The 13,510-nt window shown below is 42.1% G+C and carries 13 protein-coding genes; 6 read left to right on the top strand and 7 right to left on the bottom strand.

All coding sequences use genetic code 11. The features are described 5' to 3' along the window. Positions 1 to 55 precede the first annotated feature (55 nt). The gene (locus ABIN91_RS18145; protein ID WP_348052857.1) at positions 56 to 1,336 is read right to left on the bottom strand and encodes an AMP-binding protein; all 1,281 of its coding nucleotides are present in this window, start codon (positions 1,334 to 1,336) and stop codon (positions 56 to 58) included. Between the two features lie 89 nt (positions 1,337 to 1,425). Next, positions 1,426 to 2,262, bottom strand: coding sequence for a hypothetical protein (locus tag ABIN91_RS18140; RefSeq protein WP_348052856.1), 837 nt, complete (start codon positions 2,260 to 2,262; stop codon positions 1,426 to 1,428). A gap of 161 nt (positions 2,263 to 2,423) precedes the next feature. On the opposite strand from ABIN91_RS18140, the gene ABIN91_RS18135 reads away from it, so the two are divergent. After that, the gene (locus ABIN91_RS18135; protein WP_348052855.1) at positions 2,424 to 2,660 is read left to right on the top strand and encodes a hypothetical protein; all 237 of its coding nucleotides are present in this window, start codon (positions 2,424 to 2,426) and stop codon (positions 2,658 to 2,660) included. Between the two features lie 200 nt (positions 2,661 to 2,860). Here ABIN91_RS18135 and ABIN91_RS18130 read toward each other — a convergent pair whose 3' ends face one another. Continuing rightward, positions 2,861 to 3,349, bottom strand: coding sequence for a DinB family protein (locus ABIN91_RS18130; protein WP_348052854.1), 489 nt, complete (start codon positions 3,347 to 3,349; stop codon positions 2,861 to 2,863). Between the two features lie 178 nt (positions 3,350 to 3,527). Here ABIN91_RS18130 and ABIN91_RS18125 point away from each other — a divergent pair, with 178 nt between their 5' ends. Together ABIN91_RS18125 and ABIN91_RS18120 are read left to right on the top strand one after the other, a co-directional pair. Then, a complete protein-coding gene (locus ABIN91_RS18125; protein WP_348052853.1) occupies positions 3,528 to 6,134 on the top strand; it encodes a glucosidase in 2,607 nt (868 codons plus the stop codon). A gap of 442 nt (positions 6,135 to 6,576) precedes the next feature. Continuing rightward, on the top strand, positions 6,577 to 7,347 hold the full coding sequence (locus ABIN91_RS18120) for a glucose 1-dehydrogenase (RefSeq protein ID WP_348052852.1): 771 nt from the start codon (positions 6,577 to 6,579) through the stop codon (positions 7,345 to 7,347). Positions 7,348 to 7,488: 141 nt separating this feature from the next. Here ABIN91_RS18120 and ABIN91_RS18115 read toward each other — a convergent pair whose 3' ends face one another. Continuing rightward, positions 7,489 to 7,926: a PepSY-like domain-containing protein gene (locus ABIN91_RS18115; protein ID WP_348052851.1), complete on the bottom strand. Its 438-nt coding sequence runs from the start codon at positions 7,924 to 7,926 to the stop codon at positions 7,489 to 7,491. Between the two features lie 79 nt (positions 7,927 to 8,005). Further along, complete coding sequence (locus tag ABIN91_RS18110; protein WP_348052850.1) at positions 8,006 to 10,474, bottom strand: glycoside hydrolase family 95 protein; 2,469 nt, start codon at positions 10,472 to 10,474, stop codon at positions 8,006 to 8,008. A 179-nt stretch (positions 10,475 to 10,653) separates the two neighbouring features. On the opposite strand from ABIN91_RS18110, the gene ABIN91_RS18105 reads away from it, so the two are divergent. The 3 genes from ABIN91_RS18105 to ABIN91_RS18095 are packed head-to-tail and all read left to right on the top strand — an operon-like array spanning position 10,654 to position 11,932. After that, the gene (locus ABIN91_RS18105) at positions 10,654 to 11,385 is read left to right on the top strand and encodes an intradiol ring-cleavage dioxygenase (protein WP_348052849.1); all 732 of its coding nucleotides are present in this window, start codon (positions 10,654 to 10,656) and stop codon (positions 11,383 to 11,385) included. Positions 11,386 to 11,416: 31 nt separating this feature from the next. After that, entirely contained in the window at positions 11,417 to 11,674 is a 258-nt protein-coding gene (locus ABIN91_RS18100; protein ID WP_348052848.1) for a hypothetical protein, read from the top strand. A 60-nt stretch (positions 11,675 to 11,734) separates the two neighbouring features. Next, entirely contained in the window at positions 11,735 to 11,932 is a 198-nt protein-coding gene (locus ABIN91_RS18095) for a hypothetical protein (protein WP_348052847.1), read from the top strand. A gap of 274 nt (positions 11,933 to 12,206) precedes the next feature. Here the strand turns inward: ABIN91_RS18095 and ABIN91_RS18090 are convergent, their stop codons facing one another. Together ABIN91_RS18090 and ABIN91_RS18085 are read right to left on the bottom strand one after the other, a co-directional pair. Continuing rightward, on the bottom strand, positions 12,207 to 12,356 hold the full coding sequence (locus ABIN91_RS18090; protein WP_348052846.1) for a hypothetical protein: 150 nt from the start codon (positions 12,354 to 12,356) through the stop codon (positions 12,207 to 12,209). A gap of 257 nt (positions 12,357 to 12,613) precedes the next feature. Beyond that, a complete protein-coding gene (locus ABIN91_RS18085) occupies positions 12,614 to 13,498 on the bottom strand; it encodes an HAD-IIA family hydrolase (RefSeq protein ID WP_348052845.1) in 885 nt (294 codons plus the stop codon). Between the last annotated feature and the right edge of the window lie 12 nt (positions 13,499 to 13,510).

Here is a 13,510-nt window from a genome sequence, read left to right as displayed (position 1 = left end):
TAATACTCAACCAACAAATATAAACCCTACTAAACAAATACACTAAAATATTTACCTAAACTCGCTTATCAATAAACTTTATGGCTTTACGGCTCGCTTCGGGGAATTGCATTTTCTGTATTTCGGGTTGGGTAATGTATTTAATGCCAGGGCTTACACGTAGGCGGGCCTGTAAATTAGCGCGTATATTACGGTCGGTTGCTTCGGTCTGGTCGGTTGGTAGCAAGTGAAGCAAAACCTCGTCTAAACCAACTTCGTTGGGGTAAACTTCTACTACAAAATCCAATACCTCTTCTATCTCATTCAGCAAGTCAAACAAAGCAGGTGGATATAATGTGGTGCCCTTAAATTTGATCATCTGCTTTTTACGACCTATAATGGGTGATAAGCGCAGGCTTGTGCGGCCACAGCCACAAGGTTCATCATGATACATGCAAATATCGCCGGTTTTATAGCGTAACAGTGGCATACCCTCTACACCTAATGTGGTTATTGTAACCTCGCCGGGAGTGTTCGGTGGTACGGGTTGGTTATTATCATCCAATAGCTCAACTATCAATAAATCAGGCTGTAAATGGCCGCCATGGCCCTCGCTACACTCGGTAAAAGCCGTTTGCATTTCGGTTGAGGCGTAGGTTGAGTAGAGTTGAATGTCCCACGCATCTGTTATTTTTTTGCCGAGGATGTTATAAGAGAAATCTGTATTCCGGATATTCTCGCCTATACAAACAGCTTTTTTCACCGAAGATTGATTCAAATCGATACCATGATCTTTCGCGAATGCGATAAGTTTCAAAATAAACGATGGCACAGCAACAATAGCCGTTGGCTTAAGCCTTTGGATAGTTTCCCACTGTAAGGATGGCACACCGGGGCCTAACCTGATAATACCCGCCCCCATTTTGCGCAAACCCATATAATAGGCTATTCCGGCCATAAATTGCCTGTCGAGCGTAAGCATGAGCTGGTAAATATCTGTTGCTGAACCATCCGCGCAAGCGAAAGAATTATACTCGTTTATAGCAAGGCGATTAAGATCGTTTTCGGTTAAGGCAATAGTTACCGGGCTACCTAATGTTCCTGATGTTGAGGCGTATTCTATAACCTGATCGCGGCTAACGCATACAAAATCATTGTTGCGTTGTTGCAGATCTTCTTTAGTTGTGAATGGCAATATTTGCAAATCAGCAAGGGATTTTATGGTACTGATATCAACCCGATTTCCCTTAAATAATTGTTGATAAAAGGGCGAGCTTTGATTCAAATAAGCCAGCAATTGTTGCAGTTTTTTAGTTTGCACCAATTTATCATTCGCAAGTGTTGTATTTAAAGTCATACTATTTATATCCCGAAACAAATAAACAAAAATTGTGTGAACCTGAATGGCACTAACTATATCAATTGACAAGCCTTACTAAATTACTATTACTGTAAGGTGTACGGTTTAAAAAAATCCCATATGGTTTGACAGGCGTTTAAGTTTTTGGTGGTTTTCCCGATCAAAAAACGGGGCAAATATTGAGAGCCTCCGGGCCAGGTATGGCCACCATTATTTACCGTATAGCCTATTACCTGCATACCTGTAGCGCTGTTGGTGTATTCTTCTTTTATAAGGCTTGTGCCATCACCGGCCTTATCGGGTATATTGGTAATAACGGGCTTAGGATTACAATTATCAATAGCCGCCCATTTTTTAATGATATCGCGATGTGAATATACTTCACGCCCAAAAAGGCTGCCACCATTATAAGAAACAATTGGATCTTTTGTGCCGTGGATAAACAGTATAGGCATTGGATATTGAGGCGTATAGCCTTCGTTGCTATCCAAGGTGGCAGCTACTATGGCAACAGCGGCTATCCGGCTACTTAACTGGCAAGCCAATCTGGCCGTCATAAAGCCACCTTTTGAAATCCCGGTAACGTAAATCCGGTTACCGTTAGCATGGTAGGTTTTAATAAGGTAGCTTATCAGTTGATCTATAAATTTAACCTCATCAATTTTGCCTACGTCTTTACCATCCTCCCAGCCGTGTTTTGAAGCGGGACAAACTACAATAAACTTATCCTTATCCGCGATGGGGCGAAAATCTGCCAGTTTAAATTGCCCTTTCGGACTGGCGAAACCGCCATGCAATGAAATAACAACAGGCATACCTCCAATAGCATCTGTAGGTAGGTAAGTTGTAAATTCACGCTTAACGCCATTTACGTTAATGGTTTCTTCTACCTGCTGGCTTTGCGCTAATGCGGATATGCTCATAACAGTGAATAACAAACAGGCAATATATTTCATATATATGGTCAAACGTTAATACATACTGTTTAAATAGCCTAATAGTTTTTTACTTAGGGTAAATAGGTGCAAATAAAACTTTTTGCTTATATTTTAGTTATCACCAAGTAATTACTTAACCCGATACGATGAAAACTTTAAAACTATTGATAGCAGCCGTATTAACTACGGTAGCCATTAACGCCAGTGCGCAAATACATTTACCACCGCACCCCAATGGCGGGCCGCCACCACCGCCACGCTTACATTTAAAAACGCCGCATATAAAATGGCCTAAAATAAAGCATCCGCCTGCTCACAGAAAAATTGTACTGCACAGGCCACCGGCACCCGGGCATTTGCCACCCCCACCAAGGCGACCATAGATTTCAAAATAGCTACAGCTTGTTGTTTTAAAAATCACATACATGATCATGAAACAACAAGTTCGGTACTGCCTAAAATGTTCCGGCAATCTCAATCATCCGGAGCGCCGCAATTGGATCGGCCGGAACATTTTATTCTTTATACCCATTAGGCCTTATTACTGCGCCTTCTGTTATAAAACGTTTTATCAATTGCGCAGTTAACCAATATCGGCCTTATTAGCCAGATAAGCCATTTGGCCCAAATGGTAACTGGTGTGGTTTGTTCTGTTGATCAGGATATTCAGCTTATTGCGATGTGGTTCCTTCTCAAAGTCCTCGGCAGATACCGCGGTATGGCGACTAAACCAATCTTTTACGCTCATGCTTTCAATGTGTTTATCAATCTTCTCGTTCACTATCACGAAGTAAGATTTTAACGTTTCCAGCGACGGTTGCTCTAAACCACATTTATCTGGATTTTTCAGAAAGATAGTTTCCAGCTCAGGATATAATCTTTCACCCCATCCCATTATAGGTAATAAGGCATCGCTCACAGCAATTAAATGGCCAAAAAGATAGTTACCGGTATTGCGGTTTGGCGCGGTTTCGGCAGCCATTTGCTCGGTAGTCAGGCTGGTTACCAGTTTGTTTAAGCGGGCATTTTGAGTGTCCCAGGCGCTTACCGTCATTTTTATAAAGAGTTCCATTGTATGTTATATTGCTTTAAATTGTTGCTGGTAAAAGTAACACTCTATTGTATTGCTTCTTAAAAAATCGCCTTTCCTAATTAAAAATAACATTAAGCTTACATTAAAGCACATCGTGCGCCAGCACAAAAACCAGATTTAAACCTTAGCTTAGATATTAAATATCTGCCACCGAAACATGACCACCGAACAAAGCCGACTTAACGACCATTACGCTCAAAAAAGCAACTGGCTAAAATGGGGACCATACCTATCCGAACGGCAATGGGGAACCGTGCGTGAAGATTACAGCGCCAACGGCGATGCCTGGAACTACATCACGCACGATATGGCCCGCAGCAAAGCTTACCGTTGGGGCGAAGAAGGCCTTGCCGGGATAAGCGACGACAAGCAGATATTATGCATGGGATTAGCGCTGTGGAATGGTAAGGATGCGATATTAAAAGAACGTTTATTTGGCTTAACCAACCAGCAAGGCAATCACGGCGAAGATGTTAAAGAGCTATATTACTATCTGGATAACACGCCTACCCACAGCTATATGAAAATGCTGTACAAATACACACAGCAACCATACCCTTACAGCCAGTTGATTGATGAGAACGCCCGCCGTGGTAAAAACGACCCGGAGTTTGAACTGATAGATACTGGCCTGTTTAACGATAACAGCTATTTTGATGTATTCATCGAATACGCCAAAAACGCCGAAGACGACCTGCTGATCCAATACACCATCCATAACCGGGGTGTGAACGATGCTGTTATACATGCCTTACCTCAACTTTGGTTCCGCAAAACCTGGGGCTTGGGCAATGATACGGCTAAACCTCAAATGCTTTACCAGGGCAATAATTGTATGATGATGCGATCAAACATCATAGGCGATTATTATTGTTACGCCGATGGCAATGCCGAGTTCCTATTTACCGAGAACGAGACTAATACCGAGCGCTTATACAACTCGCCAAACCCTTCGCCTTTTGTTAAGGATGGTATTAACAACCACGTTATTAATGGCGATAATAACGCCATTAACCCGCAACACGAGGGGACTAAAGCGGCCATATGGTATCAAGAAAATGTACCTGCTCAGGGTAGCGTAACTTTTAAACTCAGGTTAAGCAAAAATCAGCAAAAAACACCTTTCGGGAATTTTGACACCTTGCTTGCATCGCGCCAAGCCGAAGCTGATGACTTTTATCGCGACAAGCAAACCACTCTAATCAACGACGACGAAAAACTGGTACAACGCCAGGCCTGGGCCGGGATGCTGTGGAGCAAGCAATTCTTTTTATACGATGTGAACCGCTGGATAGAAGGCGACCCGGAACAGCCTTCACCACCTGAAAAAAGACGGCGTGGACGCAACCATCGCTGGAAACACCTTATGGCTGGTGATATTATCTCGATGCCCGATAAATGGGAATACCCTTGGTTTGCCGCCTGGGACCTGGCTTTCCATTGCATGGCCATAGCCCCTATCGATCCCGATTTTGCCAAGCAGCAACTGAGCCTGCTGGTTAGCGCCAAATACATACACCCAAGCGGACAATTACCCGCCTACGAATGGGATTTTAGCGACGTAAACCCTCCGGTACACGCTTTAGCAACCCTGCATGTTTACGAACTGGATAAGAATGTAAAAGGCAAACCCGATACTGCCTTTTTACAGGATATCTTCAACAAATTGCTCCTCAATTTCACCTGGTGGGTTAACCAGAAAGACAGCGAGGGCAACAACGTTTTTGAAGGCGGCTTTTTAGGCCTCGATAATATAGGCGTATTTAACCGCAGCGCTCCCGTACCCGGTGGCGGCTGTTTGGAACAAGCCGATGGTACAAGTTGGATGGCCATGTATGCCCTCAATATGCTGCACATCAGCACGGAGCTAAGTATAGGCAATCCTATTTACGAGAACATGGCCATCAAGTTTGTGGAACACTTCTTGTTCATTGCGGGCTCCATAGCTAATATGGGCGAAGATTCATACGGCCTATGGGACGAACAAGACGGCTTTTATTACGACTTGCTGCGCAAACCCGATGGCAATTACGATAGGCTCCGTGTTCGTACTTTGGTTGGCCTGATACCCATGTTCGCGGTTAATGTGTTTGACGATGCCCGTTGGGATAAGCTACCTAAACTAAGGGCGCATCTGGATTTTTTTATGCAGCAACGGCCCGATCTGGTGCAACTGGTGAGCTACTGGAAAGATAAGAACGGCGATGAGCAGCATTTGCTATCCCTGTTACGCGGCCACCGCATGAAGCTTTTGTTGCGCCGGATGCTTGATCCTAATGAATTTCTTTCCGACTTCGGCATCCGCTCCATATCAAAAACTTACGAGAATGAGCCTTACGAATACTGGCTCAATGGCACCGACTTCTCTGTCAAATACACCGCCGCCGAAAGCGAAACAGGCATGTTTGGCGGCAACAGCAATTGGCGCGGCCCCATATGGATGCCCGTTAATTACCTGCTCATCCAATCGTTATATCATTTCCATGCCTATTATGGTGATGATTTTAAAGTGGAATATCCAACCGGCTCAAACCAATACTTTTCGCTGGCAGATGTTGCGGGCTTACTAAGCAAGCGCCTTAAAGCCATCTTCCTGCGCAACGAACACGGCGAGCGCGCCGTATTTGGCGGTCATCCCAAATTCAATCACGACCCTCATTTTAAAGATTATATCCTCTACCACGAGTATTTTAATGGCGATACCGGCAAGGGTTTAGGAGCCAGCCACCAAACCGGCTGGACAGGCTTGATAACCCTACTATAAATTACAATATTCATAACCCATCCTGACGGGAACGTCATAAAGACATGGGTATTTATGGGTGTTTTCCGTTAAATACTAAATTTAAATTATCAAATTCATAATTCAATACCAAACAATAACTCACACAACCTCAATAACTTAAATAACAAAATATGGGTATTTATGGGTGTTATTATATTACGATATGCCCAATTATTTCGGCATTCCAGAAAGTAAAGTCTGGGCTATTCAAACCATAAGGAGGGAGATAAAGTAAGAAATAAAAAGATCTTTATTCCTTGTTCCTTACTCCTTTATCTAATCTCTCAAATATACGAAAAATCGCCCACTTATCCCCATCAAAACCTCACAATCCACCTCCCACATTAACAAATCATTAAAAAACATCTCCTGCTAAACATTCCCCGCCCGTAAACCTTAACTTACATAAAACATAGTACCAATGAATCGTTTTGAAAATAAGATAGCTTTAATTACAGGTAGCACACAAGGCATTGGCGCGGCATGCGCTTTAAGGCTGGCCAGTGAAGGTGCCGATATTATACTGAATGGCCGCAAATACGATGAACGCGCCGAAGGTTTGATCAACCAGATAACCGCTATGGGCAGGCGCGCTACCTTTATAGCTGCCGATGTAAGCGCATCTGCAGATGTGGTGAAGCTAATTGGTGATGCTATCGCGACTTACGGCACTCTGGACATTTTGGTAAATAACGCAGGTGTAGAAAAAAACCATAACTTTTGGGAAGTAACCGAAGAAGAATACGATTTTGTTATGGATACCAACCTCAAAGGCATATTCTTTGGCATACAGGCATTCGTAAAGTATTGCATGGGCGCTAAACGCGAAGGGGTAGTTGTGAACATGAGCTCGGTCCACGAAGAGATCATTTTTCCGCATTTCGCAGCTTACTGTGCCAGCAAAGGCGCCTTAAAAATGCTAACCCGCAATCTGGCTACCGAATTGGCACCTCTAAATATCCGCATCAACAACGTAGCCCCCGGAGCCATCTCCACTCCTATCAACCAATCGCTAATGGCCAATCCGGAGTTACTTAATAATGTATTGAAAAACATCCCCATGAAAAAATTGGGCAAGCCAGAAGATGTAGCGGCGGTAGTTTCATTCTTAGCTTCCGCCGATGCAGCTTACGTCACCGGATCAACCTACTTTGTAGATGGTGGCCTAACCTATCATTACGAGGAGCAATAACTAATATCTAACCATAGCTCTCTCTCGGCCATGTCATTTCAAGAAGGTACGACGAGAAATCTTTTGCGCGGGAATAAAGCGCATACCAAGCATGCGCAAAAGATCTCTCACTATCGCTCGAGATGACATAAAAGTTTTAACCTAATCTGCTTTCACAAACTTGCCGCTCTCATCAAATATTAAATCCTTTTCGCCTTTAACTTCGGCCTCGTAAAATTGTTTACCGCTGGCATCCGTAACTTTACCTGCTTCGGCAATTGATTTTTTATAATGAGCTTTTATATATGGTGCAACAGCGGCAGGTAAAGCGCTTATTGGTATTGATACAACCAATTCAACAAACTCAGCAGCAGGTGTAAACACGGCAGAATTAGCTTCGCCGCTTTTACCACCCCAGTTGGCTTCAAAATTACCTTTCTCCTTTTCCCAGCTTACTTTAAACTTAGCCGACTCGGGATATTTTTTAGCAAAGGCCGCTTTTACATTCGCAGGTACATCCTTAATTTTTACATCTTGCGCATGCAAGCCAATTGTAGCTGTAGCCGATAACAATACAGCAAATAACAGGTTCTTTTTCATGATCTTTTAATTTGGATTTTAACCAATATTAGCTAATCATTCTGTATACAAACGGTAAACTTCCTGTGCAAAATCTGTATTACTCACCTATCAACTGGTACGTTTTACCCTTCACAGTTTGAAGCGTGGTTAAATAACCAATGGTGCTTTTTTGCGATTTCACAGGTAACCCAACAACTTTTATTGGCGACATGGTTCTGATCTTACATACACCTCCTATTTCCGCTTTAATGGTCGAAGTTGTCAACTTATGATTATTCCACACCATACCAATCTCAAAATTGCCACGGGCTTTTAACCCTTTAATAGCTCCCGATGGCCACGCATCAGGCAAGGCGGGCAACAAATCAACCTCACCCATATGGCTTTGCAGCAATAGCTCGGTCATACCGGCCGTACCGCCAAAATTACCATCTATCTGGAACGGCGGATGGGCATCAAACAGGTTTGGATAAGTCCCCGAACCATTACCGCTGTAGTTTTCACCAAGAGTTTTACCCCCCGCGGCGCGCAGCAGATCACGGATCAAACTGTAAGCATGATTCCCATCCATCAAACGCGCCCAAAAGTTAATTTTCCAGGCCAGGCTCCAACCAGTGCCATCATCACCACGCAGTTCTAAAGTTTTTTTTGCGGCAGCTGCAAAATCAGGGGTAGTTAATGGCGATATCTCGCGACCAGGATGTAAACCGAACAGGTGAGATACATGGCGGTGGTGCGGGTCTACGTCTTCCCAATCTTTATACCATTCCTGTAAATTTCCTTTTTTTCCAATGTGTAGTGGGAACAGCTTTTCCCTTTTGGCGATGATCAGATCGCGGAAAGCTTTATCTGTTTCCAGGATGTTCGAGGCTTCTATCACGTTGGTAAACAAATCCCAAATGATAGAGATATCCATGGTAGTAGCTACAGATACACTACCCTTTTGGCCTTTATCATCAATAAAATCATTCTCGGGCGATAATGCTGGCGCTGTTACCAATAAACCATTCTTATCTTCAATCAGCCAGCTCAGGCAAAATTCGGCGGCCCCTTTCATTAGCGGATAAGCCGTTGTTTTCAAAAACTCTTTATCGCCGGTAAATTGGTAATGCGTAAACAAATGCTGGCTCAACCACGGCGAGCCCATGCTCCAGTTGGCCCATTTAGGGTCGCCCTTCATATCGCCAACGGGGTTTGATAGCGCCCATATATCACTATTATGGTGTACAGCCCAACCGTTAGCATGGTAAAACTCGGTAGCGGTAGCCTTCCCGGTAACGGCAAGGTGCTTAATTTGCTCAAACAAGGGCTCGTTCAACTCCGAAAGGTTAGTCATTTCAGATGGCCAATAATTCATCTGGGTATTAATATTGGTAGTAAAGTTTGAGCTCCATGATGGGCGCATGTTATCGTTCCAAATGCCTTGCAGGTTGGCAGCGGCGCCCCCGGGCCTTGAGCACGATATCAATAAATACCTTCCAAAATTATAGTATAATGTTTCCAGTTCAGGGTCTTTAGCGCCTTTTGTATAACCAATTAAACGTTCGTTTGTGGGTAAAATGGCATTAGTATTATCCACAGGAGCGGTTAAATTGAAACTTACACGATCATAATATTTATGGTAATCAGTTAAATGATTATTAAACAGTGTTTGCCAGTTTTTTAGCGTAGCTGCATCTAAGTATTGCGTGGCCAGCTTCACTTCATCTTTACCTTCCTTATCCGGAGATTTATCAAACCCGTTAAAGCTTGTGGCGGCAGATAAAAACAGGGTTACATCCGAGCCATTTTGAACAGATATGCCACTGGTATCGCTGGTAATAGTACCATTGCCAATAGCTTTTATCAACAATACATAGCGCATACCTTGTTTCCCGGTAAGGCTATCCTGATAAATCACAGGCTGTTTGTTATACCTTACATAGTTGGGATCAACGTGAAAAGGAGCTCGGCCTTTCATGGCTATCTCGCCATCGTTAACAACATCGTTTTGATATTTCAACAGGCTCTTGGTTGATACTTTAAAGTTTAACTGCCCGGTTATATTTGATGTAAAACGCATCACAATAACCTGATCGGGCGCCGAAACAAACAATTGCCGCGTAAACTCGGTACCATCCATCGTAAAACGGGTGGTGGTTATGGCATCATGAATATCCAACTCACGGTAATAAGCGCTTGGTTCTTTACTTTTAAATTGCTGACTGATCATCACATCGCCCAACGGCTCAAACGATTCGGAATAAACACCCTGTATTTTACGGGCAAGGCCTGCGGCTTTAGTATAATTCTCTTCTTTTAAAGCATCACGGGTTTGTTGTAAAAAGCCAAAAGCACCGGGGTTCACATTATGCTTTACCGGCCCACCGCTCCAAAGTGTGCCTTCGTTTAGCTGTATCAACTCATGATCAACCCGGCCAAAAACCATCGCGCCCAGGCGGCCATTCCCCAAGGGTAGTGCCTCTGTCCATACTTTGGCGGGCTTATTATACCATAATTTATTATTGTTTTGAGCAGCGGCAAATAAAGGCAAAATGGTTAAAGCCAGTATCAGTTTGTTTTTCATGATGTAATTTTACGATAGGATATAATTGGGCATTAAATAACAAATATATTTTGAAACAGGCATCATGAACTGTGGTATTAATTTAACATTCATTAACAAGCGCTTTTCTTCCCCTTCATTTAATTTTCATGTGCCCTATATAGTTTTACTATTAGCTTACACCCTAATATAATAAAACTATGGAACGTAAAAATTTTTTAAGAACCTTTGCTATTGCAGCAGCTGCCGGCCCAATGGTACTCGAGGCCTGCAAAAAAACAGCATCAGATGATGGCACAACAACAACAACATCCAGTAGCAGCACAACCGTTGCCGGCGAAACCCCAACAGAAACCGAAGGCCCCTATCCTTACGTCGGCGGCGAGATCACCAACCCTTTACAACGTGTTGATGTTACCGATGGACAAACCGGTATACCATTAGCCTTAACTTTAAACGTTATTAATATCAATAACAGCAAAGCGGTTGTACCTAATGTTAGGGTTGATATCTGGCAATGTAATAAAGACGGCTATTATTCTGGCTATGCTAACCAACCCGGTATATTGGGCACTCAAAGTTATGTTGGTAAAACATGGTTAAGAGGGTATCAATTGTCAGATACTAATGGCCAGGTTAAATTTACCACCATTTACCCGGGCTGGTATTCTGGCCGGGCCACGCATATCCATATTGAGGTATATATTAATAATGTTTTGAAAAAAACCAGCCAGATGGCTTTTAGCGAAACCATATCAAACACAGTACATGTGAGTACTTTATACGCGGCACACGGAGTGAATACAACCACAAACGCAACCGACAGTGTTTTTGGTGATTCGGCCACAGACCTGGCTGCTGAGATGCTAACCCTAAGCGGAAGCGTTGCAGCAGGATACACAGGTACATTTACCATAGCGCTGGCCTTATAAATCATAACAACATATCTAAACACTACACATTATGGCTAAAGCATTAATTAAGCTGGCATATAAACAAGTTATAAACACGTTATCGGTAAGTGATTTTGAGCAAAAGGTTTTCAATATATCCTATCAGGAATTTCTGATGAAATCTCAGGCTTATAATATAGATGGTAAGTTTAAAACTTTTGAAGAGATCAAGACCAACGATGGCCGGGCAAACTCATTGCATTATAAACTCAGCATTGCTGTAACACACATTGTTGAAGAGCTTTGCAATAAAATACCGGGGCTGTAAGATCAGTTAGGCAACGGGGTACATTTTGAGATAGCCGAATTTAAACTTTTAACATCAGATTTGACTATAAAAACGGCCCACGAGGTGTCGATTACCTACGTTACAGGTGGATTAACTTTAGTAACTACAATTCACGATAATTTGGTGCTCGCCACCGGCGATCAGCGGGAAAACAGTGGGCCGATAGAAACTTTTATGATAAAAATGCAACCTAATTTAGCAATTGCCCAATATGAAGAACTACAAGTATTGGTTTGATATTAAGATTTTGAGAAAACCTTTTTTGACACTTCAATTTTAGCTATGAATTTAAATTCCGGCTCACAAATTTTATTTTATGGAGATTATTTATCCAAATTTTAACTTTTTGCTCGCCTTTTTTCGGTTTAAAATCATTTCATGAAAAATTAAGAGCGTTTTATTTTACATTTAAAGCATAATTTGTATACTTGTTAAACAATAAGAAGCCGACGAGCGTATTTTTCATACACAGGCCGGCTTCAAATTTTTTTAGATCGGCGTTCCTTAAAAACTAAAGTTTCACAATGTAGCCATATTCATCAATGGCATAATGCGAACCATTAGTATTGGTATCGACAACTTTATTGAATTTCTTTTTTGGAGTGTACAGTGGTAAAATAACAGAAACCACCATCAGCACTATTTCTACTGCGATTAACATAAAAATATTTATTTTTCGTATTTTATTGCAACTCGCAAAGTTACGCTTAACAAATAAATTGTTCTCAATTGTTAAAAACTTTTGATCAACGTAATTCCGCTTCGTTTGGTAATATTATTCAAAAAGCGTTCCATATTTATTTCCAGAACACTAATATTCAGTTTAAATAACCAAATCGCAATAAAAAATATTTTCTTATAGCCGGGACACATCACCAAAAGCCTTTCACACTGAAAGGCTTTTATTGGTTTGAGAGACTATTTAGATTGGAAATGAAAATATTCCGGATAAATATCAACCACCGCGTCATCGCAAATGTAGGTTGGCACTATACCAGTCGAAGCTATCCGTGTTTCGGCATCTTTAGGCAGGGTATTGCCGGTGAATACCAATACGGTATCCAAACCAAATTTATTGCCACCCAAAATATCGGTATGCAGCGTATCCCCTACCATCAAAATATCCTTTTTGTTGATAGACATCTTCTCGCGAACCAGGTCATAAGCGAACATAAAGGTTTGAGAATCGGGCTTACCAAAGCGAATAAACTCTCTACCCAAAATAGTTTCGATCATATTCGCGATACCTCCTATCGCGATAGCCACATCTGTTGATGAAAGAGGATAAGCCAGATCAGTATTGGCCACAATAGTCGGAATATTACGGCGACGCAACAGGTTAACTACTTTATTTAAATCGCTATACCAGTTAAATCCCTCATCATCAAGCAATACCAATGCATTTACCTGGTTGATATTACTATCGTTTATATCACTAACCGGCAAGGTATGCAAGCCCGATGTTTCAATATAATGAGCAGAATTCGGTGTACCCAGGTAGGCTACAATTCCATCATGTACCTTTAAATCCAGATACTCTTTAGCCAACATGCCCGATGATATGATGTTGCTGTATTTAATGGTTGGCAAACCTATTTTATGAAACCCATCGGCCAGTTGTATAGGGCTACGCGAAGCGTCGTTAGTTACAATATAGTACTTTTTGTTTTGCTCTTCAAGGTATTCAAAGGTTTTATTCATTCCCGGCACTAAACCCTGGTAGTTTTTGATCACGCCAAAAGAATCGAAAAATATAACCTTGTACTGATCAACAATATCTTTAAAGTTTTGGGTTTGAATCATTCTAATAGTGGA

It is taken from the genome of Mucilaginibacter sp. (assembly GCF_039921305.1).
Taxonomy (GTDB): Bacteria; Bacteroidota; Bacteroidia; order Sphingobacteriales; family Sphingobacteriaceae; genus Mucilaginibacter.
Note: the sequence above shows the minus strand (reverse complement) of the source record. Positions and strands in the feature narration are given on the sequence as shown.

Excerpts from the sequence above, each read along its gene's own strand:
- ABIN91_RS18145 (WP_348052857.1), bottom strand. The coding sequence starts at position 1,336 with ATGACTTTAAATACAACACTTGCGAATGATAAATTGGTGCAAACTAAA.
- ABIN91_RS18140 (WP_348052856.1), bottom strand. The coding sequence starts at position 2,262 with ATGAGCATATCCGCATTAGCGCAAAGCCAGCAGGTAGAAGAAACCATT.
- ABIN91_RS18135 (WP_348052855.1), top strand. The coding sequence starts at position 2,424 with ATGAAAACTTTAAAACTATTGATAGCAGCCGTATTAACTACGGTAGCC.
- ABIN91_RS18130 (WP_348052854.1), bottom strand. The coding sequence starts at position 3,349 with ATGGAACTCTTTATAAAAATGACGGTAAGCGCCTGGGACACTCAAAAT.
- ABIN91_RS18125 (WP_348052853.1), top strand. The coding sequence starts at position 3,528 with ATGACCACCGAACAAAGCCGACTTAACGACCATTACGCTCAAAAAAGC.
- ABIN91_RS18120 (WP_348052852.1), top strand. The coding sequence starts at position 6,577 with ATGAATCGTTTTGAAAATAAGATAGCTTTAATTACAGGTAGCACACAA.
- ABIN91_RS18115 (WP_348052851.1), bottom strand. The coding sequence starts at position 7,926 with ATGAAAAAGAACCTGTTATTTGCTGTATTGTTATCGGCTACAGCTACA.
- ABIN91_RS18110 (WP_348052850.1), bottom strand. The coding sequence starts at position 10,474 with ATGAAAAACAAACTGATACTGGCTTTAACCATTTTGCCTTTATTTGCC.
- ABIN91_RS18105 (WP_348052849.1), top strand. The coding sequence starts at position 10,654 with ATGGAACGTAAAAATTTTTTAAGAACCTTTGCTATTGCAGCAGCTGCC.
- ABIN91_RS18100 (WP_348052848.1), top strand. The coding sequence starts at position 11,417 with ATGGCTAAAGCATTAATTAAGCTGGCATATAAACAAGTTATAAACACG.
- ABIN91_RS18090 (WP_348052846.1), bottom strand. The coding sequence starts at position 12,356 with ATGTTAATCGCAGTAGAAATAGTGCTGATGGTGGTTTCTGTTATTTTA.
- ABIN91_RS18085 (WP_348052845.1), bottom strand. The coding sequence starts at position 13,498 with ATGATTCAAACCCAAAACTTTAAAGATATTGTTGATCAGTACAAGGTT.